This window comes from Bacteroidales bacterium (genome assembly GCA_041671145.1).
In the GTDB taxonomy this organism is placed as follows: Bacteria; Bacteroidota; Bacteroidia; order Bacteroidales; family JAHJDW01; genus JAQUPB01.
In genome coordinates this window covers 53,349-77,734 of record JBAZBZ010000002.1, presented here as the reverse complement: position 1 = coordinate 77,734, position 24,386 = coordinate 53,349, and the positions used below count along the sequence as shown (strand labels likewise).

Genomic DNA, 24,386 nt, shown 5'->3' with positions numbered 1-24,386 from the left:
CGGTTGTTAGTTGTTAATTTATTGCTTTATTGTTTAATTGTCTAATTGTTGAAGAATGTAAATAAAACTGTGAATTACCGATGAAGACGCAATAGAAACAACTCGTGAATTAGGCAGGGAGCATGGCTTGCTTGTTGGAATATCTTCAGGTGCAAATGTTTGGGGAGCAAGAGAATTGGTAAAAAAAATCAAAGGCAATATAGTAACAGTTTTACCCGACCGTGCCGAACGGTATTTCAGCACTGCGCTTATGTGATGAAATGCTATAAGGAATATAAAACAAAAAAGCTACCGAACTCTTCGATAGCTTTTTTGTTTTATTTCAGTATAACTTATTTGAGGGTGAATCCTGTGTTACCAATCAAGTCACTGTCGGAATAAATTTCAACTTTATAGTTACCTGTTGCCAGTTTTTCTTTTGGCGTGAAATAAGTAGTAAGCTCAATTTCAACATTGGAATAATCGTAATCTCTTTTTATTGTGAATACAAGGTCTTCGCCGCCTGATTTGAATTTATTTGAATCATCAATACCTTGAGCTAAAACACTTCCGTTTGGTGCGAGAATTCGTATATAAGCAGATTTTGGTCCCATTGGAGTAATTAAATTCTTGCTCACTTTAAATTTAACCTTAATTTTTTGCACTTTGCTTGCTTTAGGAGTTGCTTTTTCTTTGGAGCCGCTTCCTCTAACACCTGCAGCATCTATGCTGTATGCAGAAAGAACTGAACCCATAGTAACCTTATCAGTGAGCTCTTTATTCTGAGTTTCGAGTTCGGCTGCACGTGTTTGCAGTTGGTCGCAATGCACTTTTAAGGTGTCGCGTTCTGCTTGTAACTGTTTCTTTTCAGCAATTAGTTTACCTACTTCCAAAGAAAGATTGTCATAATCCTTTTTCAAAGCATCATATTTGGCTCTGAAGCCGCTTTTGGCATATCCGCCGCCTGTATTTTCTGTTCCGGTGGAGGGTCCATATCCTGAACTTCTTGCTGCTCTCAGTTCGGATTTAATAGCATCAAGTTTCTTGATATAATCGGCAATTACGACATCATTCAATGAATCTCTTTCTTTAGTTACCGTCAATAAATCACTCTTAAGTTTTTCGACTTCCTTTAAAAGAGAATCGGCTTTAAGAGTTATTAGTTTTTCCTTTGCAATTGCTGATTCTTTTTCAGTTTTTTGTTGGTTGTATAACCAGCCAAGGCCACCTAAGCCAGCCAGCAACAGGACAATTATTATAACAAAAATAACTGCACCTGATTTTTTCTTTTTTTCGGAGTTTTCAGGATTTAATTCGTGGTCCTGATTTACTTGTAGTTCTTCCATAATATTTAGTTTTAACTTAATTCTTAAAATATTTTATGAGATATATTTTCGATTTTGTTTTTTATACTGTAAAATGATTTAAAAGGTTACGAAAAAAAATTAAATTTTCGAAATTCTGTCATAAAACTTTCTATAAATTTATCATTTTTAGTGCTGAAGCGGCTGCTTCAACTCCTTTGTTTCCGTGTTTGCCTCCTGCTCTTTCTATTGCTTGCTCAATTGTATTGGTGGTAAGAACTCCGAATATAACCGGAATACCATGGTTAATGTTAAGCTGCATTATGCCATTTGCCACGGCACCTGAAATAAATTCGAAATGACGGGTTTCACCTTGAATTACACAACCAAGACAAATCACTGCATCAACAAAAGTATTTTCGAGCAACAATTTTGCGCAATAAGGCAACTCAAAACTTCCGGGTACATTTTTTCTTATTATGTTTTCTTTTTTTATTCCGGATTTTATTAAAGTGTTAAACGCTCCCTGATAAAGTTTTTCTGTAACCTCTTTATTCCATTCCGAAACCACAATTCCTATAATTGTTTTGGGGTGGACTGTTATGCCTTTTTTATTATATGATGATAAATTAGTTTTCTTTAATGGCATAATAAATTATAAAAATTTGAAACTAACAACACAAACAAATTATGAGAATTTATTTTTTTACTAATGACAATTGGCTAATTACGTTGAACCTTTTTATTGCCCCATTTTAGCTTTAATTTTAGCAATATCTTTTTCGGCTTCTTTTGCTTCATAAGATTTGGGATAATCATTTTTCAGGCGTTTGTAAACTTCAAGTGCTTTGTCAAGTTGATTGTTGTCCTCGTAAGTATTTGCAAGTTTATTAAGAAAATAGGGAGAAGTAAGAATATTCATTTTTCTTTCAGAAGCTTTTGTATAATATTCAATTGCTTTATCCGTTTGTTTGAGCTCCAGATAAGCATCGCCGATAGCTCCGATGGCAAGTGTCTTAACAATCTGGTCGTCGGATTTAAATTTTTCAAGCTGGTCTATTGCATTCTGGAATTGCCCGAGTTTTAGGTAACACATGCCGGCGTAATAATGAGCCAAATTGCCTGATTTTGTTGAGCCGTACTGGTCAATAATTTCAATAAATCCAGGGTTGTTGCCATCGCCATTCAATGCAAATTTCAGTGAATCTTTTTCGAAATAATTTTCGGCATTAAATATTTGTGCCTGTGCTTCTATTTCACGTGGTGCTAGATAAAATTTCTTATATGCAAAATAAATTAACAAAATACCGACAATAACGCCTACTACTATTGATACGGTTTTTTGATTTTCGTTTATGTATTCTTCGGTTCGTGTAAAAATTTCTTTTATCGAATTCTTTTTTACTTCAGCATTTTCGGATTCTTTTGCCATACTTATATTGATTTTAAAAATGGTTATTTTTGCAAAAATAATTTTTTTTTGCGAATTCTTGGAATAAATTTACAAAATATTAATTTTAAACTGGTTTTTAAGCAAATTTAATTTACTTGTATATCACAAACGGCTAAAATTTAACTTTAGCTAACAAGCTTTAAACTTCAAACCGTAAACTAAACATGTATTTACAAAAGCTTTCACTTATAAATTTCAAGAACTTCCACGAAGTTGAGATTGAATTTTCTGAAAAAATAAATTGTTTTGTGGGCAATAACGGAATGGGAAAGACAAATCTTCTTGATGCCATTTATTATTTATCGTTTTGTAAAAGTTATTTCAATTTAATGGATAGCCAAAACATAAAGCACAATGAATCGTTTTTTGTAGTTCAGGGAACTTATGTAAAAGACGATAATTCGGAAAATGTTTACTGCGGATTGAAGTTAAACCAGAAAAAACAATTTAAACTTAATAAAAAGGAATATTCACGTTTAGCCGACCATGTGGGTTATTTCCCTCTTGTAATAGTTTCTCCTGATGACAGTGAAATAATTACCGGCGGCAGCGAAATAAGACGAAAATTTGTTGACAGCATAATTTCGCAGTACGATAAAGTTTATCTCGACAATCTTATAAATTATAACAAACTCATTTTTCAAAGAAATAACCTTCTTAAACGTTTTGCAGAAAGCAAATCATATAATAAGGAAAATCTTGAAATATGGGACGAGCAAATAGTTCCTCTCGGCAATGAGATTTATAAAAAGCGTTCGGAATTTGTTAATGATTTCAAACCTGTATTTGAGAAACATTATAAATTTATTTCCTTAAATAATGAAAAAGTTGAATTGGAATACAATTCACAACTCAAAGGAAATGATTTTAAAGTATTACTGAACGAAAATATTGGAAAAGACAGAATGTTGCAATATACATCAACAGGCATTCATAAAGACGACCTTATTTTTATGTTTGATGGATTTCCGGTAAAGAAATTTGGCTCACAGGGACAACAGAAATCTTTTATAATTGCCCTTAAGCTCGCCCAGTTCGATTTGCTTGCAGAAATTAAAAAATTTAAACCTGTTATTTTATTTGATGATGTTTTTGATAAACTCGACCATTTGAGGGTTGAACAAATTATTAAACTTGTTTCGGATAATAATTTCGGGCAAATTTTTATTACAGATACCGAAATACAGAGAATACAAAATGTTTTTGAAAAAGTTAAAAGCGAACATAAAATTTTTAATGTTGATAATGGTGCTATTGCTATGTCAAATATATAATACACTAAAAAAAATAAAAAATTGCTTTTTTAATGAAAATATGTTAAATTTGTATTTTAAAATAAAAAAATATGATTTGTAAATTAGCTTTTTATTTATGCATTAGCACATTCTGTACAGCAGGAACTGGTGCACTTTTATTGCATACAAGTGATGCAATATCCGAAATAAGACAACAGCATAAAGTCAATGTTCGTCAAAAAAAGTCAAAAGAAATTATAAAAGAAGGGAACGAATATGATATTAATACGCTTAAACACGATAAACCAATTAAACTTAAAAAGTAAGAAAGTTTTCTGCAAACATTGAAACTTTCCGCCAATTATCATTGTAAAGTATAAATATTATTGATATGAAAGAGATTCCATCTTTTTGAAAGGTGGAATCTCTTTTTGTTACCAACCAACCTGCTAATTTGTATGTATGAAATATCCAAATGTTCTTTCGCAATAAAAACGCTTTGCTTTTCCCCGCTTACGACTAAGTACTTATGGCGTACTACTTTTTTTTGTTTCATCATACCAAAATAGTACTTTTGATAAAATTTAGAAGAATAAAAAGTGTCTCAGAAAAACTTCACCGTATATCGTTCATCTGCCGGTTCGGGTAAAACTTTTACGCTTGTAAAAGAATATCTGAAATTGATTCTTGCCGATGATGATTGCAATAAATTCCGCGGTATACTTGCAATAACATTCACCAATAAAGCAGCTGAAGAAATGAAGCAGCGTGTAATTGACACGTTAGATGATTTGACTGTTTTGAAAAATGAACAAACCAAAAGCTTGTTGGAACAAGTAAAGAGTGAGCTGAATCTTGATGAAAATATAATTAAAGCAAGAGCAAAGAAAATTCTTAATGCAATACTTCACAACTATTCCGATTTTGCAATAGGCACAATTGATTCGTTCACTCATAGAATAATACGAAGTTTTGCAAATGATTTGAAAATAGGTTTTAATTTCGAAGTCGAACTTGATGCGGAACTTATATTGGAACATGTAATCGATGTGCTTATTAGTAAAGCCGGAAGTGATGAGGATATTACCAAAGTACTTGTTGAGTTTATTGAATCAAAAATTGAAGATGAGAAAAGTTGGAAAATTGAGAATAACATTCTCGGTTTTTCAAAAAATCTTTTCAAAGAAGATACCTGCTCTCATTTTAGGAATTTAAAAAAAATTTCAATAAAGGACTTCCTTGCATTAAGAAGTTTATTTTACAAAAAAATAAAATTGTTTGAAAATAAAATAAATGAAGTCGGGAAGAAGGGAGTTGAAAAAATAAAATCGAAGAATATTGAATTTAAAGATTTTTTAAACGGAGAAAAGGGATTGCCGAAATATTTTGAAAAACTTGCATTGTTTGAAAAAGATGTGAATTGCTGGTGCCTAATTCATACGTTATGGCAGCCATTGATGACGGGAAATTTTATATTAATAAAATTGATGGCGTAACAAAAAAAATGATTGATGAAATAAAGCCCGAATTAATTTTAATTTATGAAAACGCACAGCAGTTAATAGAAAAAGAAAAATCCGATTATGTTTTGTTTTCGTTAATCAACAGGAATATTTATGAAACAGCGCTATTAAATGAAATTGAAAAACTTGTTGAAGAATACAAAAAGCAAACCAACAAAATTCATATTTCTGAATTCAATAAATTAATTTCAGATATTGTCATTAACGAGCCGGTTCCGTTTATATTCGAGCGAATAGGAACTAAATATCATCATTTTTTAATTGATGAATTTCAAGATACATCGGTTATGCAGTGGCAAAATTTTCTGCCGATGATTGAAAACTCGCTTGCAAATTCAGATTTCAATATGGTTGTTGGAGACGGAAAGCAGGCAATTTATCGTTGGCGTGGCGGAGAGGTTGAGCAATTCGGCAATTTACCGGAAATATACAAACCGCAAAGTGAAATTATTTCCGAAAAAGAAAATATTCTGAAACAAAATTATACTGAGCAAAAGCTTGATGTGAACCGAAGAAGCAAAAATGTTATAGTAAAATTTAATAATGATTTTTTCGGCGTGGCTTCAGAACAGCTCAATGCTCAATACAAAAAAATATATGCTGATGTAAAGCAAAATACAAAAGAAAACAATGAAGGTGGTTATGTTAGTGTTGAGTTTATTGATAATGTTGATTACGATGAATTAACATTAGTAAAAATCATTGATGTTGTGGAGGAAGCAATAAAAGACGGATATGAATTAAACGATATTGCCATTCTCTGCCGCTCAAATGTTCATGCAATAAAAACAGCAATTTTTTTATTAGAGAATGACATAAATGTAGTTTCTTCCGAATCGCTTTTGTTATGCAATTCTCCCGATGTTTGCTTCATTGTGTCGTTCATGAAATTTTTAGTAAATAATGATAATAATATTGCAAAAGCAGAAATATTACAATATCTGAAAAGTAAAAATTACATCAACATAGAGTATGAAGAAATATTTGGAAATGCTGCCAAATTAAGTGTTTTGCAATTTACTGATTTGCTCGGGAAAAATAATTTTACTCTCTCTCTCTCGGGATTATCAAGTTTTAATTTATTCGACCTTGCGGAAAAGCTCATAGATACTTTCAAACTCAATGTAAATTCAAATATTTATATTCAGTTTTTTCTTGATTTGGTTTTGGAATACAATTCTAAATCCAATAGCATTTTATCTGATTTTCTTGTTTGGTGGGATGAAGAAAAAGGTAAAAAATCTTTAATGATACCGGAAGAAATTAATGCAGTGAGGATAATGACAATCCATAAAGCAAAGGGATTGCAGTTCCCTATTGTCATTATACCTTTTGCCGACTGGAAAACAAATAAGCTTGCAGATTATATTTGGCTGAATATCGAAAACAAGGGAATTAAGAATATGAATTCTGTTCTTGTTTCATTAAACAAAAAACTTCTGCATTCGGAATACAGCGGGGTATATGAAGAAGAAGTGAATAAAACTTTTCTTGATGAACTGAATGTATTATATGTTGCTATGACTCGCCCGAAGGAACGATTACATGTTTTTGCAAAAGAAGAAAGAAAGAAAGAAAACATATCAGGTGTTATAAAAAAATATTTTATTTCAAAAAGCGATTATATTGAAAATAAAACTCTTTACGAATACGGTGAAAAAGCCGTGAAAGTATCTCCCTCTGATAAGAGAAAGCAAAGTAATGGAAACATGGTTAAATTAAATTCATTTATATATAACAGTTGGCAGGATAAAGTTTTATTAAGAAGAAATGCTCCTGATTTATGGAATGACAAAGTATTCATAAAAAAACAGAGAGGAATATTAATACATGAAGTTCTTTCAAAAATATTTACTGTCACAGATGTCGAACTTGCTGTAAATTTAATTCATTCGGAAGGATTAATTAAAAACACCGAAAAGGAAAAATTAAAAGAAGAAATAACTGTTTTGCTTTCTAATCCTGAAATAAAGCCATATTTTGAAGAAGGAATAAATGTTAAATCCGAAAGAGAAATATTAAAAGACGGTAAAACATACCGTCCCGACAGGATAATTTTAAAAAATAACAGGGCAATAGTTATTGATTTTAAAACAGGAAAAGAAAAAGAAAAACACAAACAGCAAATCAAAGAATATGCCTGCTTGCTTCAGGATTTGGGATATGAGATTGAAGAGGGAGTGTTGATTTATATTGATGAGAGCAAGGTTGTTAAAATAAAATAATAATTATACTTTAAATGGCTAAATTGTTTAATTGTCAAATTGTTGTTTTAACTTAAGTACATATTACTAATAGTTGACTTATAGCAATTCAACAAATTAACATTAAAAATTAAATTTTAAACAATTAAAATAAATTCAATATTTAATAAATAAACCTTATTTTTGCAAATTATTCGGGATGTAGCGCAGCCTGGTAGCGTACTACGTTCGGGACGTAGTGGTCGCGGGTTCAAATCCCGCCATCCCGACAAAATTATTTGGGATTTAAGAATTACGATTTTTGTTTGTAAATTATGATAGTAATTATTGACTACGGAATGGGCAATTTGCGGTCGGTTTTGAATAAGTTCAATAAAATCGGCACTAAAGCAGTTATTTCGTCGAAAGTTGATGATATAAAAAATGCTTCAAGGCTTGTGCTTCCTGGTGTTGGTCATTTTGCAAACGGAATGAAAAATCTTAAAGAATTAGGATTGCTCCATGCTTTAAATGAAAAAGTTCTGAATGAAAAAATACCTGTAATCGGGATTTGTCTCGGAATGCAATTGCTCACGGAGTTCAGCGAAGAAGGAAACGTTGACGGATTGAATTGGATTAAAGGAAAAACAATTCGGTTCAATTTGAAGAGTGCAAAACTTAAAGTTCCTCACATGGGTTGGAATTCTATAATTAAGAAAAAAGAAAATATTTTATTGAAAAATATTCTCGATGATTCAATGTTTTATTTTGTTCATAGCTATCATGTGGTGTGCAGTAATGAAAGTGATGCCCTGACAACTACCGACTACGGGTATAATTTTGTTTCATCGTTGCAAAGTGAAAATATTTATGGCACACAGTTTCATCCCGAAAAAAGCCATGAATACGGACTTCAGCTATTGAAGAATTTTACGGAAATATAATATTCGTAAAATTTAATCATTAAGCCATTTTTTTAGTTTTGGTGACAAAAAACATTTATCTAATACATTCTTACTGATGCGTTTTATTTATAACATTTCAATATGGCTTTATTTTTTTGCGATTACTGTTGCATCGTTGTTTAATGATAAAGCAAAATTATGGCTCAAAGGAAGAAAGGGAATTTTTGATAAAATAAAAATTTCCTTAACAGGAAATGATAATATCATTTGGTTTCATTGTTCTTCACTTGGCGAATTTGAGCAGGGTAGACCTTTGCTCGAAAAAATAAAATCAGAATATCCAAAATATAAAATATTGTTGACTTTCTTTTCACCTTCGGGGTACGAGATTAGAAAAAATTACGAAAAAACTGATTACATATTTTATCTTCCTCTTGATACAATTTCGAATGCGAAGAAGTTTGTGGAACTTGTGAATCCGCAAATTGCAGTGTTTGTAAAATATGAATTCTGGTTTAATTATATAAGCGAATTGCATAAACGTAATATTCCGATTTATTCTGTTTCGTCAATTTTTAGAAAAAATCAGTATTTTTTCAAAATACACGGAATATGGGCACTGCAGCAGCTTAAAAAAATTTCGTGTTTTTTTGTTCAGGATGAAAAATCAAAAGAATTACTCGGAACGCTTGGTATTATAAATGTTATTGTAAGCGGTGATACGCGTTTTGACAGGGTTTATGAAATTTCAAAAAATGTAAAGAAATTTCCTGTTATTGAAGCGTTCAGGCAAAATAAAAAAATATTAATTGCCGGTAGTATTTGGCAGAAGGAAGAGGAATTTTTAATAAAACTTATAAATGAATCAGAGTTTGATATTAAATACATAATTGCTCCGCATCTTATAAAAACTGAAAATATTGATAATTTTATTTCCAAAATATCTTTAAAAGCAATTAAATTTTCGGAAGCTACAACAGAAAATGTTGTTGCTCCAAAAGTTATGCTCATTGACGGCATTGGTTTTCTCTCGCATTTGTACCAATATGGAACGCTTGCTTTAATTGGCGGTGGATTTGGAAAAGGAATTCATAATATTCTTGAACCTGCAACTTTCGGATTGCCAGTATTTTTTGGTCCAAATTATACAAAGTTTAATGAAGCTAAAGAGTTACTCAAATGTGGTGGAGCATATAGTATAACTGATTTTCAGAACTTAAATGAAAAACTGAGTTGTTTATTAAATAATGAAGAAGCACTTAAAAGAAATTCTTACATTTGCTTAAATTACGTGGATAACCGCAAAGGTGCTACTGATATTATTTTGAAATATATTGAGAAAAATATTAAGTTTTGATAAAAATTGTGTTGTGAAGCTAAGATTTTATTTTATTTTGTTTTTTTTATTTTCCGGAATATCTTCATATTCTCAGGTTTGGGAATGGGCGAAACAAATAGGAGGAGATGACCACGACATCGGACGCGGTATTACCATTGACAGTAAGGGGAATGCGTACGCAATGGGCGATTTTTTTGGAGTAGCTATTGCAGATTCGGTAAAGCTAAAAAGTTATGGTGATTGGGATGTTGTTTTTGTAAAATACGATTCATTAGGAAAAATTAAATGGGTTAAAAACGCCGGAGGAGCGATGCTTGATAAAGGAAATTGTATTTGCGTTGATAAAAAAGATAATGTTTTTATAACAGGATGTTTCTTCAACGTAGCGACTTTTGAACCTTTGAAATTTATTGCACCAGTTAACAGAAGTGCATTTCTTGTAAAAATTAATCCCAAAAACGGCAAGGCATTGTGGGCAGCACAGGTTAACGGAACTTATTATCAGGAAGGCACATCTTTAACTTTTGATAATTCGGGAAATATTTATGTTGCAGGTAACTTTTATGATACCGCGTACTTTAATAGAAAAAAAATAACCTGTGACTCGGTTTATAATACTACAGATACATTGACAAGCAAGGGAAAATCAGATATTTTTATTGCTAAGTATGATTCTCTTGGTATGTTAATATGGGTGAAAAGGTTCGGAGGCGCAAAAAACGATGAATGTAATAGTATAGCATGCGACAGAAATAATGATATTTTTTTTACCGGCACTTTTGAGAATTTATCGTATTTTGATAATACTTTACTTAACAGCAATGGTAAACAGGATGTTTTTATTGCAAAGCTTGATAAATCAGGAAATGTTCTATGGGCGAAGCAATCGGGTGGAGGAGATGAAGATGTCGCAAAGGGAATAGCAATTGATACAAACAGCAATGTTTTTGTAACCGGATATTTTTCGGGTATAGCACTTTTTGGTACGAAACTTCTTACAAGTCGAGGCAGAGCTGATATTTTTCTGTCAAAATACGATAGTATCGGAAATTTACAGTGGACAAAACAGGCAGGTGCCGAGGGCTGGGACAAAGCTAATGCTATTACAATGGATGACTCGGGAAATGTATATATTGCAGGAAGTTATAGCGGTAAAGCTATTTTCGATTCTACAAAAATTGCAAGCAAAACTAACAGTATTGATGTTTATATTGCAAAATATAATAGTGTTACAGGTGATTTTAAATATGTGATTGATGCAGGCGGAAAAGGAATTGATGAGGCAAATGGGATAAAGATATGTAAAAACGAAAATATTTATGTTACCGGTTCATTTGGTGCTTTCGGAAGTATGGCAAGTTTCGGGAAAACTACTTTAAGAACCACTTTTGGTACTAATGATATTTTTATTGCAAAATATGTTTTAAGTTCTAAGCAACAGAAATGACAGCAATTTTCTGATAACTTCGACATTCTTTATTTTATAAAAATCTACATTATGTACGAGTACTGATTGCATCAGCAACATTACCCCCATCAATAGCCGAAGAAATAATGCCTCCCGAATAACCTGCGCCTTCACCGCAAGGAAAAAGATTTTTTATTTGTATGTGTTCGAAAGTTTCTTTGTTTCTTGGAATTCTGACAGGCGATGAAGTTCTCGATTCAACGCCTATAATCACTGCTTCGTTTGTCAAAAAACCTCTCATTTTGTTGTTGAAAGCTCTAAATCCTTCTTTGAGGTAAAGAGAAATGTTTTTCGGTAAAATTTCCGAAATATCTGTTGATGCTATTCCCGGATTGTAAGATGTTTTTGGTAAATCAGCAGATGATTTATTATTTAAAAAATCCATTAATCTTTGAGCAGGTGCTTTCATTGACTTTCCGCCAGCTTCGAATGCTTTCGATTCTATGTCACGTTGGAATTTCAAACCGGCAAGTGCATTATGTTTCGAAAAGTTTTTAAAATCTTCAATATCCACAGTAACCACTATTCCTGAATTAGCAAAAGGTGAGTTTCTTTTTGAATTTGACATTCCGTTTACAACAATTTCATTATTTGAAGTTGCCGAAGGCACAATAATTCCCCCTGGACACATGCAAAAAGAAAACACTCCTTTGTTGTTTGTTTGATGAGTTAACATATAGCTGGCAGCCGGTAAAAGTGGATTTCTTTTTTTTGTGTGATACTGAATGGAATCAATCAACGATTGAGGATGTTCTATTCTAACTCCAATTGCAAAAGGTTTTACTTCGATGATGATATTTTTCGATTGCAGTAATTCATAAATATTACTTGCAGAATGTCCGGTTGCAAGAATTACAGCTTTGCCCGAATATTTTTCATTATTGTTTGTTACAACACCTTCAATGGAATTATTTTTTATTATAAAATCGGTAGCTCTTGAATTAAAATGAAATTCGCCACCTGCATTTAAAATTGTTTTTCGGATAGAAGAAATTATTTCAGGCAATTTATCGCTGCCAATATGTGGATGTGAATCGAAAAGAATATTTTTATCAGCACCGTGAGCAACAAGAATATTAATAATTTTTTTTACATCCCCTTTTTTTGTCGAACGTGTGTATAGCTTACCATCGGAAAATGTACCTGCACCCCCTTCACCGAAGCAATAATTCGAATCGGAATTAAGTTCAATATTTCTGTTAAGTAGTGCAATATCGATTTTTCTGCTTGAAACATCTTTTCCGCGTTCAATAATTACGGGCTTGAAATTATTTTCAATTAATTTAAGTGCGGCAAATAATCCTGCCGGTCCCGCCCCAATTATTAATATTTTGGGTTTTTCCGAAACATTTTTCTGATATGCAGTAAGGGGATTTATTTTTTCAGGAGGAGATTCATTACAAAATATTTCAAGACGAAAAATTATTTTTATATCAGAAGAGCGTGAATCAATTGATTTTTTAAGTATTTCAATATGGGAAATATCTTTTTCAATAATATCATATTTTGATGAAATGTATTTTGAAAATAAATTTTCTTCTGCGGCCTGTTCGGGAGAAAGTGAAATTTCTATAATTTTTCTCATCTTAATTATTCGAAATAAAATGTAAGAAACAGAACTTTGGAAGTAAGATTGCGAATAGAATTTGTGTAAACTGTATTTTCTCTTACAAGTAAATCGGGTATTCCGACTGAAAATTTTATTTCGGGAGAAAGTTTGAAATACTCGAAATACATATCAAGACCAAAACCCAGTTCAAAAGAAATATTATTTTTTTTTATTTTAACAATGTCTTTATCAAATGTTTTCTTTTTCGCCTGGGAAGCAAGGTCTATGCTGTATTTTGCTCCACCAAGCACATAAGCTCTGAAATTGTTTACCCTTGCAGATTTGTATTTTAAACTTAAAGGAAATTCAAGTATTGAAGATTCAACTTTTATTGATTTTTTGATTTTTATCGTGTCTCCTTTCAGAAAAGTATAGTCGAGATTTCTGTCGCCAAAGGTTAATGTGGGAGTCAATCTTAAATCGAAATGATTTCCAATTCTCAGATTACCCAATATGCCGAGATTAAAACCCCATGTCGGAGTTGTTTCCAGAATGGCCATTGAATCATTCTTAAAAAAATCAGGATATGTGCGTACTGTAAAATCGTATTTGTTGAAGCCGAAACAAAAGCCGAAATGATATGGTCTTCGGTCAAATTTAGGCATGTTTTCAACTCTTGGCTTTTGTGCCAAAACTATCGAAGTAATAAAAAAAAACAATATGACTGTTTTTGTCTTCAATTATAGCGTTTTAATTATTCTTTAAACGATAAAAATGAAATTTTGTTGTAGTAAATTTCTTATTTTGGCTTAATAACGAAATTGATACTTGTTGTAACTAATTAATTATTTTCTTAAGTTTGTATTTGTTTCATTTATAATTTTATTTAATATATTTTTTATGATAAAAAGTAAAAAAAATATTCTGATAATAATCATTTTGATTTTAATTGCAAATGGTGGCTTTTCACAAGATAATAATAAAGTATTGCCTTCAGTGGATATTAAAACAATAGATGGAAAATCTTTTAATACTTCTTCAATTTCTAATGACGGTAAACCTATAATATTAAGTTTTTGGTCAACATGGTGCAAACCATGTATTAAGGAGCTCACAACAATTGCCGAATTATATGGTGATTGGCAAAAGGAAACCGGTGTTAAAATAATTATCGTTTCCGTTGATGATTCGAGAACAACTCTGAATGTTAAGCCGTTTGTTGAAGGTAATGATTGGACGTACGAAGTATTGCTTGACGCAAACAGCGATTTTAAAAGAGCAATGAATGTGAATTTAATACCGCATACTTTTATTTTAAACGGTAAAGGACAAGTTGTATGGCAGCACACTTCATTTACCGAGGGCTCTGAAATCGAATTAATCAATATTATAAGAAAAATCATTAAGGGAGAAGCAATAGATAAATAGAATTATGTTAATTATAAAACTACGTTAATTCGAAGTTAGAAGTTGGATGTTGGAAGTTAGAAAAATTGCAAGATTTCAACAAACAACTTCGCTAATAAGGCATAATATTTTTTAAAAAGGTATAAGTTAAAATTTTCAAATTGAAAAATAAATCAGTAATATTATTTTTGTTGATATTTGGATTTAAAATAAGTATTTCCGCTCAGAATTTTTTAAAAAATGGGGAAATTCATGGAAGCTTTCAAACGGATTGTCAATATTATTTTAAAGATACTGCAATTGGAGCCACTAAAGTTCCTGAAGATTTTTTAATGAATGGTTTTGCAAATTTTTTATATACAAATTCAAAATTTAATGCGGGATTTAGATTCGAAAGTTATCAGAATGCACTTAAAGGATTTGATGTAAGGTATAAAGGGAATGGGATACCATACAGATTTGCTTCATATAAAACCGATAATGTTGAAATAACTGTCGGAAATTTTTATGAACAGTTCGGAAGCGGAATGATATTGAGAACTTATGAGGACCGGGGACTTGGTTTTGATAATTCAATTGATGGAATAAGAATAAAATCAGAACTTATAAAAGGAATTACCTTAAAAGGACTTGTCGGGAATCAGCGTTCATTTTTCACTAAAGGTGAAGGAATCGTGAGAGGTGCTGACGGAGAATTTTTTTTAAATGATATTTTTAAAAAACTTTCGGAAAAGAAAACAAAATTAACTTTCGGCGGAAGCTTTGTAAGTAAATATCAGAATAGTAATGACCCGATATATTATTTTCCGGAGAATGTGGCTGCTTGTGCCGGAAGGTTAAATTTTACTTCAGGAAAAATTAATTTATACGGAGAATATGCATACAAAATAAATGACCCTTCGGCAGTTAATAATTTAATATACAAACCCGGCAATGCAATTTATTCATCAATTACATTTTCACAAAAAGGACTTGGCATTTTATTATCGGCAAAGAGAGTTGACAATATGGATTTTCGTTCTGAGAGAAATGCAACCGGAAATAATTTATTAATAAATTATTTGCCTGCTTTAACAAAACAACACACCTATTCATTGGCATCAATGTATCCTTATGCAACACAACCAAACGGAGAAATTGGTTTTTATGCACAGGTTATTTATACTGTTAAAAAAAATACATGGCTGGGTGGTAATTATGGTACTGTAATAAATTTGAATTATTCAATTGCAAATTCAATTGATAAGGAAAAAACTAATGATACCATTCCATTAAATGAAAAAGGAACGTTGGGTTATAAATCCGATTTCTTTAAAATAGGAAATGAAAAATATTTTGAGGATTTTAATGCGGAGGTAACTCATAAATTCAGCAAAAAAATAAAAGTGATATTATTTTTTGCAAATCTGGTTTATAATAAAGATATTATCGAAGGTCATACTGGCGAAGGTATTGTTTATGCAAATACTTTCGCTCTTGATTTATCATACAAACTTGATGAAAAAAATAACTTGAGAATGGAACTGCAACATTTATATACTGAACAGGATAAAGGTAATTGGGCATCCGGTTTGTTGGAATATACAATTAGTCCGAAATGGTTTTTTACAGTTTCTGATGATTGGAATTATGGAAACAGCAATAGCAAAAAACAAATTCATTATTATACGGCTTCATTAGGTTTTGTGAAAAATGCAACAAGAATTGCAATAAATTACGGAAGACAAAATGAAGGAGTTATATGCGCAGGTGGCGTTTGCAGAAATGTTCCTTCAATGAATGGAATTACAATGTCAATTACAAGTAATTTTTAAAAATGAGAAATAGATTTATTTATTTTGTAATATTTATTTTTTTTATTGCATTTATTTCTTGCGATAAAATTGAACCTCCGTATAAGAAAAAAAATACCGAACAAAATAATGATACTTTAAAGCAAAGAAAAATTTTACTTGAAGATTTTACCGGACATAAATGTGTTAATTGTCCCGGTGCAGCTAACACTATTATGGAACTGAAACAACAATTCGGTGAAAGATTGGTAGTGATTTCTCTTCATGCCGGATATTTTGCTGAACCGGATGCCAGCGGAAATTATATTTATGATTTCAGAACAACAACCGGCACCGATATTTATAATTTTTTCGGAGTAAGTGCATTTGGAGTTCCCAGCGGAATGATAAACAGAAAAGGTTATAATACAGATTATATTTTCAGTTATGCTGACTGGGGAACAAAAATAAATGAAATAATAAATATTTCTCCCGATGCACATATCGAAATCACAAATAATTACTCAAACACAAATAGAAATCTTAATGTAAATGTAAAAACAGAATTTTTAAAATCATTTACCGGAACTTATAAACTTTGTGTTTATCTCACGGAAGATAGCATAATAAAATATCAGAAAAATAATTCACCTGCGTTAGGAATAGTTCCTGATATTGCCGATTATGTTCATCAGCATGTTTTGAGATGTGCAGTTAATTCAACGTGGGGCGATACTTTGATAAGTGGAAATACGCCAACCGGATTTACTATTTTTAAAAATTATAGTATTGTTTTAAACAATGAGTGGAAAGAAAAAAATTGCACTGTTGTGGTTTTTGTTTATAATACTTTTAATTATGAAATTGTTCAGGCGGAAGAGGAAAAAATAATTTTGTAAGATAATTTTACAAAATAAAAAAGGGGGATTAAATCCCCCTTTTTAGTTTAACCTACTTACTTTTTTTTCTTTTTTGCTGCAGGTTTCTTTTTTGCTACTGCTTTTTTAACAGCTTTTTTAACAACTTTTTTTGCCATGATATGTATACATTTTAATTCCAATTATCAGAGTGGAATAATCTCTGCTGAAATTTTCATTTTCAAACTTATTACAGTTTGATTTTTTAATTCAGGTTAAAAATTCCAAACAACTTTCCTGAGTTTTAATGAAACAAAAATAATATTAAATTTAATCATAGATTTAAATTTGTTATTAATAATATAAACAAGTTATTAACTTTTTTTTTGAAAATATTTTTTTATTTTTTTTTCAATAACGGAAAGTATTATTAATAAAGGAAAATAGAAGAATGAAAAATATTTCTTTGTAAGAAAAAAAATAATTTTTGAATTTGATTTTTATGAAATTATAAATGCAAAATTTATTTTTATGTTTTTTGTAAGTTAAAAATTTTTATTTTTTTTGAGAAACAAAGAAAAATTTAATGATAGTCATAAAATCATAGTATATACACATCAATAATGACAAGTATTTGCTGATTTTCTTAATTAAAATGAAATTAAAATAGAAAAAAACGAAATGTTTTTTTATTTTTTGAGATTAATAAAACTGATTTTTTTAAAAAATAATTTAACGAAATGAAAAATCTATTTTTTATTAAAAAAGTTTTTGTGTTTGCATTTATGTTCTGAATGAAAAGTATTGTAAACTCTTTATTATATTACTTTTTCATTTAATGAGATTTGTAGATTTATTTAATTCTTTTTCAAAAATAAACTGCTATAAAAAATATCATATTTTTATTTTGCTGAAAGTAATTTCAATTTTTGTGTTTGACTTCTTTGTAGTTTAACTATATTGAAGTTATTTGTTGTATTAAAAATATGATGTAAAAAAATGAATATGGAAAGTTTAAAAGATTTTATTTGAAGAAATGAAAAAAAGAAAAATGGTTATCTGAAAATAAAAATTATTGAAATCTTGATTGATATTAAAATAGAAGTTATAAATTAGATGTTTGAAATTATGTGTCTTTAAATTTAAAACATATACTATCTTATATCAAAATATAAAATATTTTTTTATACTTGAAACAACTTTAGCAATTCGCAAAAAATATTTTTTGTGAACATATAATAATGTTAGAATATAGATGAATGATTTTTTCTCAATATTTTTTTGAGATTTTGTAATGTATCTTAAACCCAAATTAAACTTTAGGCATGAAGCGAAATAATGCTATAGTTGAGCTTAAATTATAATAGCGAAATAATTTGTTGGAAATCATTTTTGTTTTACTTTGATTCAAATTTGAATAAAAGAATAAAAAAACCGGAATTTATTTTTATCCCGGTTTCAAAAAAATATTAAAAAGTTTAACGCAGTTTTAAAATTTATTTTATTAAAGTAAGAGCTCCGTGAAAATCATATTCACTTCCGTCTTTTCCTTTTGCGTAAATTATATAATAATATGTTCCATCGGAACAATTATCGCATTTCCATCCTGCATCAATATCTTTTGTTTCATGTAATTTTCTTCCCCATCGGTCGAAAATCAACATTCGGAAATATAAATAATCACCAGTATATTTAACCTTGTATCTGTCATTAATGTTATCATTATTCGGAGTGAAAACATTGAAAACTTCAATTTTGAATGGTACTACAACTTCAACTGTGAAAGTGTATTCCATTAAACAGCCATTCGCTGACATTACAATAAGTTTTACTGTGTACTTACCACTTTTTTCGTAAGTATGATTTGGATTTTTTAGATTGCTTGTATCTCCGTCGCCAAAATTCCAATGATAATTTGAGCCGTTTGTTCCATTCCAGTCAAATAAAAATTTGTGAGTTATGACATCAAGATATTTATCGGCAGTTGGAGTACCATCAGGGTCTGTCATTATGTTATTAACAACTATAGTTCTTATTATTGGACATCCATTCAAATCAACTACTGATACAGTAAAACTTCCTGTATGTAAATTATTAATGCAACTTGTATTTGCTCCTGTATTCCACAAATATGAATATGTGGGTACTCCGCCTGTAACTGTTATACAAGCTGCTCCGCTGTCATTATTGCAAATTTCATCAGTCGGGATTGTACTTGCAAAAAGTTGTGGAAAGACAGTAATAGTTGTTTGTATGGTATTAGAGCATCCGTTATTATTAGTACCAGTTACGATATACATAATTGTTTGTGTTGGTGAAACTGTTTTAGGCTGTCCCGTACCTAATCCATTATTCCAACTATATGAATTACCTCCGCTAGCTGTTAAAATAGTATTATTACCATAACATATAGATGATGGTGTTCCATTTAAAGTTATACCGGGCTTTTGGTTAACATTAACTATAACACAATAAGTATTTGAACAAGTATGCGAGTCGGTGCCTGTTACGCAATAAGTTGTGATAGTAGTAGGGCTGACAGTTATGCCGGGAGTATTTGGTCCTATATTCCACGTGTACAAACTACCTCCTGAAGCAGTGATAACAAATGAATTGCCAATACATATTGCTCCTCCGTTTGCAGTTATTGTTGGGTTTGCAAATATTGTTACTATTGCAGACGTCGAATTTGTACAGTTTGCAGTTGTTCCGGTAACAGTATATGTGGTAGTAGTTGTAGGACAAACTGATATGATATTACCACTCTGTCCTGTACTCCACATAAATAAATTAGGTCCATTTGCTGAAATTGTCGTACATATTCCTTTACAAGCTTGACCACCTGTTGCAGTGATGTTAGGTATTGTGTTTATATTTACTACTGTTGAAGAAGTTCCTGAACATCCTGAAAAATTTGCACCGGTAACGGTATAAGTTATTGTTGCTGTAGGACAAACAGTAATAGTAGCACCTGTTTTCGTTGGACTTGTACTCCATGTATATGTATCTCCGCCTGTTGCCGAGATTGTTGTGCAACCTCCACTACAAACTACATTTCCCGTAGCTCCAATTGTAGTAAAGAGGTTTACTGTTACAACTGCTGAAGTAGTTGCCGAACACCCTAAAGAATTTGTAATGGTGACTATATATGTTGTTGTTGCTGATGGACAAACAGTAATAGTAGAACTTGTTTGTGGCGGACTTGTATTCCACGTATAAAAACTTCCTCCTGTTGCCGTAACTGTTGTACATCCTCCGTTACAAACTGAATTTCCCGTAGCTCCAAACGCAGTAAAAGTATTTACAGTAACAACTGTTGAAGAAGTGTTGGTGCATCCCGATGAATTTGTTCCTGTAACATAATATGTGGTTGTAGCTGTGGGGCAAACTGTTATTGCAGAGCCGTATTGCACAGGGCTTGTACTCCATGTATATGTTAATCCTCCAGTTGCAGTAACTGTTGTGCATGCTCCACTGCAAATTGAGTTTCCTGTTGCTAATACAGCAGGTGGTGTATTAATAGTAACCACAACAGAAGCCGTTCCAAGAAGACCACATAACTGAAAATCAGGAACACCTGTAACTGTATATGTAGTAGTAATTGTTGGAGAAATTGTTACGCAACTCCCTAATCCGCCACCATTACTCCATGTAAAATTATTTCCCCCGCTTGCACAAAGAGTGGTAGATGTTCCCAAGCAAATGTTATTATTTGTAGAATTTGCACTAATAACAGATACACCACTGCTTGCTTTAATTGTATAATCACAAACATCCCCGTTCCTTCCATCTATCATAATGTAATAATTATTACCTGGAGTTAGCCCCGTTAAAGAAACAGTTGTACCAGGAGGTGGAATGCCAGTAGGACTAATATATACTGCATCTGATACTAAAGTAAAATTGTTACAATTTGAACCATTATATACTGCAAATTGAATTCCATTATTGGTACTGTTTGTGCAATTACTAACAGTTACCTGCAAGTTAACTGCAGAACTGGCTGCCTGAAAAATAAGCCACGAATTGTTATCAACAGCACCATTGAAAAGGGCACAGGTAGTAGGATATGAAAAGTTCCCGTCGCACATGGCTCCTGTGGTTCCCGGCAAATCGCGGGAATACCAATAACTTGTGTTTCCGCAATAGTTTGTTAAATCACAAATAGGTGTAGCGTTTTGACACGAATCCGCAGCGGGCTTGTTTCCATTACAATTATCGGGAGGACAACCCACAGCGACCCTGAATCCATAACCTGCGCTTGCAGAAGCAGATGTCCATTCAATAGTTATATACTCCCCCATAGAAACAACTGCACTCCCGTTTAAAGCTGGATATGAAGCTGTAGTTGTATAAGATAAATCTGTATAATCAAATAACACAGTGCCTCCTGTGCCAATTCCCTCATATACTTTTAAGTGGTCGGTGCTTTTTATATCAACGTGCTCAATTGGAACATGAGAAACATCAGGAGCTAATTGACTAATCGTTCTGAAAGAAAATTTCAATTTGGTATGATTTGCTGAGTGCAAAACAACAGTATAATATTCATTTGCAGCATATGTTACCGGGTGATAATTAGGAGAAGGAGATGTAGAGGCGTTTGCTCCGCTCGATGTAATTTCCATACCTGTTGTTAGGTCTATGGTTTGCCCGTTTACCGTAGGGTCACTGATTGGTTTACGTGTTCCGTCTTGTGCAAAAATGAAACTTCCAATTAACAGTAATGCTGAAGTTAATATTGATTTTTTCATGATGAATTTTATTATTATTTTAAAATAAAAATGAGTTATACTGTTTAGTATGTAAGTTGGTTTGGTTTTTTTTAGAATTTTACTGTTAAGACACTAATTAATATAAAAAAGTTGCATTAATGAGTACATTATTATTTTTATTTAGTAAAAATTTAATAGAGTATGTTTAATAACATTAAAAAATTAATGTAACAAAATTAAGAAAAATAAATTACAACTTAATAATACATATTAATAATTTTTTTGATTAAAAAAACATTCATCTGTTTTATCTGTTTTTATATATATTTAATTTTAATATTTTTGCTTTTTATATTGTTAATTTGTATTATTGATTAAATTTTATAAAAATGAAAAAGCAAATAGGTCCTTCGACCACATTTTTTCCCATGCCTGCTGCTTTGGTGGTAACGGGCACTGCTGAAAATCCAAATATAATTACTATTGGCTGGATAAGTATTGTTAGTGGTAATCCGCCAACAATCGCCTTTTCACTGTTAAATAAAAGACATTCATTGCAACTAATAAGAAAAAATTCTGTCTTTACGGTTAATATTCCTCCGGCAGATAAATATAAAGAAGCCGATTATTGCGGAATAGTTTCCGGAAAAAATACGAACAAGTTCAAAGATGTGAATTTTACAGCAATGGAAAGCTTAAAAGTAGATGTGCCGCTTATAAAAGAATGTCCGCTGAATATGGAATGTAGAGTTATAAAGGAAATGGAACTTGGCGAAAGAATAATTATTTTTGGTGAAATTCTCGAAACACACGTTGATTCGGATAAATTTAGTAATAATAAGATTGATATAAAAAAAATAAATCCACTTGTTTATTGTTCGACAATTCGTGAGTATTGGACAATAGGGGAGAAGCTTGGTTTGGGATTTAGTGCCGGAAATTATTTTACAAAGAAAACAAAAACCGAATAAAGATTTTTTTGAGCGGAAAACGGGATTCGAACCCGCGACCCTCGGCTTGGGAAGCCGATATTCTACCGCTGAACTACTTCCGCTTTAATGCAAAATTAAAATTTTTAAATAATTAATTGTGAAATTTGTTATCTTTTCTGTTTTTGCTTGCGTATAAAATAAATTAAAAATCATTACTTTTGTGAAAATTCCTTTCAGGAAATTATTTTTTTATTTTTGTTAATGAACAAACAATCGATAAATATCGATATTTCTATTCAAAAAAGCATAATAATTATTTTAATAATTTTTTTTATAAAATTATTAACAGTACTTTGGTTATCTTCTCTTATAAAAAAGCAATCGCCAAACTTAATTCATGGCATAGCATCTTATTCTGGCGATGCTTCATCATATATTGAACCGATAGAAAATTTTCTTCAGAAAAAATCATATTACTGGTGGAATGGTGAAAGAAAAGTTTTTGCAGGAAGAACTCCGTTTTATGGTTTGTTTTTTCTTTTTTTTAGATTATTTTTTTCTTATGAAAATGCTTCAACAGCAGTTGTGGTATTTCAGGTATTGCTTGAAAGTATAGCTATTTTTGTTTTTTCAAAAATGATACTTGCACTATTCCGGAATATTTTGTTTTTCTGGACATATATCATATTCATGCTGTTCAGCTTTTATGTAACTTTTTATAGTTTTACATTGTTGACAAGCAGTATAACAGCTTCATTTGTCATTTTTGCAGTATATTTTTATTACAAATACATTGAAGAAGGCAGAAAAATAAAATACCTTATTGTTTCTTCATTTTTTCTGGGGTACATTGCTACAATAAAGCCTCCTTATATATTTGCTTATTTGCTAATATTTGCAGATTTAATAATGTATTACAGAAAACTTTCTTTTTTTAATGCAATTAAAGTTTTATCGAAAAATTGTATTATCATCTCGGTACCATTTTTTATGTTAATTACTCCATGGACAATTCGCAACTATTTGCTTTTTAAAAAACCAATTATGTTTTTTGAAACTAAAAATGCGGGTTATATGATGCCGGAAGCCGATTTGGCGTGCCAAGCACTAATTAGGGCATGGGGTGAAAATTTTATAAATTGGGATAAAAAAACTGCGGGGAATTATTTTTGGCCATGGATTTTTGGAAACGATTATACCCTTCCCGATTTTGTCGAAAGCAGTTCATGCACAAAAAAAGATATAGAAAAAACCCGTGATTTATTATTGGAATTTAAATTGCATAAAAACGACTCACTTGAAAAGTTCATAGTTGCAAGATTTAATCAACATAAACAAGCTTTTATCAGAGAAAAACCCTTTCAGTATTATTTTTTATCATACATACGGCTAATAAGGAATTATACAATTCACAGCGGTTCGTATTACCTGCCAATAAGTAAGAATTTCAGCTACTATAAACCCTATCAGTTTTATATAAAATTTGTCCAATCACTTTTGTATTACATTGCTTTATTATTTGGAATTACCGGATTAGTAATGCTTACTATTAAAAAACGAAAATATTTTATTTTTTTATCAATTCCTTTGTTTTTAATTATAATATACCCTGTCATTTTCAGATATTGTGAAGCCCGTTACTTTATGCCATTCTACCCTTTTGCTGCTATGGGCGTAGTGTACTTCATAATGTTTTTTCTTAGAAAAATTAAATTTTTTAATTCTTTCATAAGTAGATATAATATACCTGATAATAAAGTGTAGA

The 24,386-nt window shown here is 30.9% G+C and carries 19 protein-coding genes and 2 tRNA genes; 13 read left to right on the top strand and 8 right to left on the bottom strand.

Features of this window, described 5'->3' with window-relative positions; all coding sequences use genetic code 11:
* Positions 1–33 precede the first annotated feature (33 nt).
* The 4 genes from WC223_01045 to WC223_01030 form a co-directional block, all read right to left on the bottom strand.
* Positions 34–198 carry a hypothetical protein gene (locus WC223_01045; protein MFA6922814.1) on the bottom strand — a complete coding sequence of 55 codons (165 nt, stop codon included), beginning with the start codon at positions 196–198 and terminating at the stop codon, positions 34–36.
* A gap of 134 nt (positions 199–332) precedes the next feature.
* Positions 333–1,325 (bottom strand): hypothetical protein, encoded by a 993-nt coding sequence (locus WC223_01040; protein ID MFA6922813.1) that lies wholly within the window; start codon positions 1,323–1,325, stop codon positions 333–335.
* A 130-nt stretch (positions 1,326–1,455) separates the two neighbouring features.
* Positions 1,456–1,932: a 6,7-dimethyl-8-ribityllumazine synthase gene (gene ribH / locus WC223_01035; protein MFA6922812.1), complete on the bottom strand. Its 477-nt coding sequence runs from the start codon at positions 1,930–1,932 to the stop codon at positions 1,456–1,458.
* A gap of 93 nt (positions 1,933–2,025) precedes the next feature.
* The gene (locus WC223_01030; protein MFA6922811.1) at positions 2,026–2,715 is read right to left on the bottom strand and encodes a tetratricopeptide repeat protein; all 690 of its coding nucleotides are present in this window, start codon (positions 2,713–2,715) and stop codon (positions 2,026–2,028) included.
* Between the two features lie 185 nt (positions 2,716–2,900).
* On the opposite strand from WC223_01030, the gene recF reads away from it, so the two are divergent.
* The 8 genes from recF (at position 2,901) to WC223_00990 (ending at position 11,368) form a co-directional block, all read left to right on the top strand.
* Positions 2,901–4,010: a DNA replication and repair protein RecF gene (recF, locus tag WC223_01025; protein MFA6922810.1), complete on the top strand. Its 1,110-nt coding sequence runs from the start codon at positions 2,901–2,903 to the stop codon at positions 4,008–4,010.
* Between the two features lie 71 nt (positions 4,011–4,081).
* Complete coding sequence (locus WC223_01020; GenBank protein MFA6922809.1) at positions 4,082–4,297, top strand: hypothetical protein; 216 nt, start codon at positions 4,082–4,084, stop codon at positions 4,295–4,297.
* A 273-nt stretch (positions 4,298–4,570) separates the two neighbouring features.
* On the top strand, positions 4,571–5,467 hold the full coding sequence (locus WC223_01015) for a UvrD-helicase domain-containing protein (protein ID MFA6922808.1): 897 nt from the start codon (positions 4,571–4,573) through the stop codon (positions 5,465–5,467).
* Entirely contained in the window at positions 5,416–7,719 is a 2,304-nt protein-coding gene (locus tag WC223_01010; protein ID MFA6922807.1) for a 3'-5' exonuclease, read from the top strand. The genes WC223_01015 and WC223_01010 overlap by 52 nt, the downstream gene beginning before the upstream one ends.
* A gap of 174 nt (positions 7,720–7,893) precedes the next feature.
* Positions 7,894–7,967 (top strand) — tRNA-Pro (locus WC223_01005).
* Between the two features lie 45 nt (positions 7,968–8,012).
* Positions 8,013–8,621: an imidazole glycerol phosphate synthase subunit HisH gene (gene hisH / locus WC223_01000; protein ID MFA6922806.1), complete on the top strand. Its 609-nt coding sequence runs from the start codon at positions 8,013–8,015 to the stop codon at positions 8,619–8,621.
* Positions 8,622–8,697: 76 nt separating this feature from the next.
* On the top strand, positions 8,698–9,939 hold the full coding sequence (locus WC223_00995; GenBank protein ID MFA6922805.1) for a glycosyltransferase N-terminal domain-containing protein: 1,242 nt from the start codon (positions 8,698–8,700) through the stop codon (positions 9,937–9,939).
* A gap of 13 nt (positions 9,940–9,952) precedes the next feature.
* Positions 9,953–11,368, top strand: a complete 1,416-nt coding sequence (locus WC223_00990; protein MFA6922804.1) for an SBBP repeat-containing protein — start codon at positions 9,953–9,955, stop codon at positions 11,366–11,368.
* A gap of 49 nt (positions 11,369–11,417) precedes the next feature.
* Here the strand turns inward: WC223_00990 and WC223_00985 are convergent, their stop codons facing one another.
* Positions 11,418–12,974, bottom strand: coding sequence for an NAD(P)/FAD-dependent oxidoreductase (locus WC223_00985; GenBank protein ID MFA6922803.1), 1,557 nt, complete (start codon positions 12,972–12,974; stop codon positions 11,418–11,420).
* Between the two features lie 5 nt (positions 12,975–12,979).
* Positions 12,980–13,678: a porin family protein gene (locus WC223_00980; GenBank protein MFA6922802.1), complete on the bottom strand. Its 699-nt coding sequence runs from the start codon at positions 13,676–13,678 to the stop codon at positions 12,980–12,982.
* Between the two features lie 160 nt (positions 13,679–13,838).
* Here WC223_00980 and WC223_00975 point away from each other — a divergent pair, with 160 nt between their 5' ends.
* From WC223_00975 to WC223_00965, 3 genes are all read left to right on the top strand, one after another.
* Positions 13,839–14,366, top strand: a complete 528-nt coding sequence (locus WC223_00975; GenBank protein MFA6922801.1) for a TlpA disulfide reductase family protein — start codon at positions 13,839–13,841, stop codon at positions 14,364–14,366.
* Positions 14,367–14,506: 140 nt separating this feature from the next.
* Positions 14,507–16,159 (top strand): DUF6029 family protein, encoded by a 1,653-nt coding sequence (locus WC223_00970; GenBank protein MFA6922800.1) that lies wholly within the window; start codon positions 14,507–14,509, stop codon positions 16,157–16,159.
* A gap of 2 nt (positions 16,160–16,161) precedes the next feature.
* Positions 16,162–17,016, top strand: a complete 855-nt coding sequence (locus tag WC223_00965; GenBank protein MFA6922799.1) for an Omp28 family outer membrane lipoprotein — start codon at positions 16,162–16,164, stop codon at positions 17,014–17,016.
* Between the two features lie 1,454 nt (positions 17,017–18,470).
* Here WC223_00965 and WC223_00960 read toward each other — a convergent pair.
* Positions 18,471–21,728: a gliding motility-associated C-terminal domain-containing protein gene (locus tag WC223_00960; protein MFA6922798.1), complete on the bottom strand. Its 3,258-nt coding sequence runs from the start codon at positions 21,726–21,728 to the stop codon at positions 18,471–18,473.
* A 350-nt stretch (positions 21,729–22,078) separates the two neighbouring features.
* Between WC223_00960 and WC223_00955 the strand changes: the two genes are divergently transcribed.
* The gene (locus WC223_00955) at positions 22,079–22,660 is read left to right on the top strand and encodes a flavin reductase family protein (GenBank protein MFA6922797.1); all 582 of its coding nucleotides are present in this window, start codon (positions 22,079–22,081) and stop codon (positions 22,658–22,660) included.
* A gap of 11 nt (positions 22,661–22,671) precedes the next feature.
* On the opposite strand, the gene WC223_00950 is transcribed toward WC223_00955, so the two are convergent.
* Positions 22,672–22,743, bottom strand: a tRNA-Gly gene (locus WC223_00950).
* Positions 22,744–22,882: 139 nt separating this feature from the next.
* Between WC223_00950 and WC223_00945 the strand changes: the two genes are divergently transcribed.
* On the top strand, positions 22,883–24,385 hold the full coding sequence (locus WC223_00945) for a hypothetical protein (protein ID MFA6922796.1): 1,503 nt from the start codon (positions 22,883–22,885) through the stop codon (positions 24,383–24,385).
* Position 24,386: the final 1 nt, after the last annotated feature.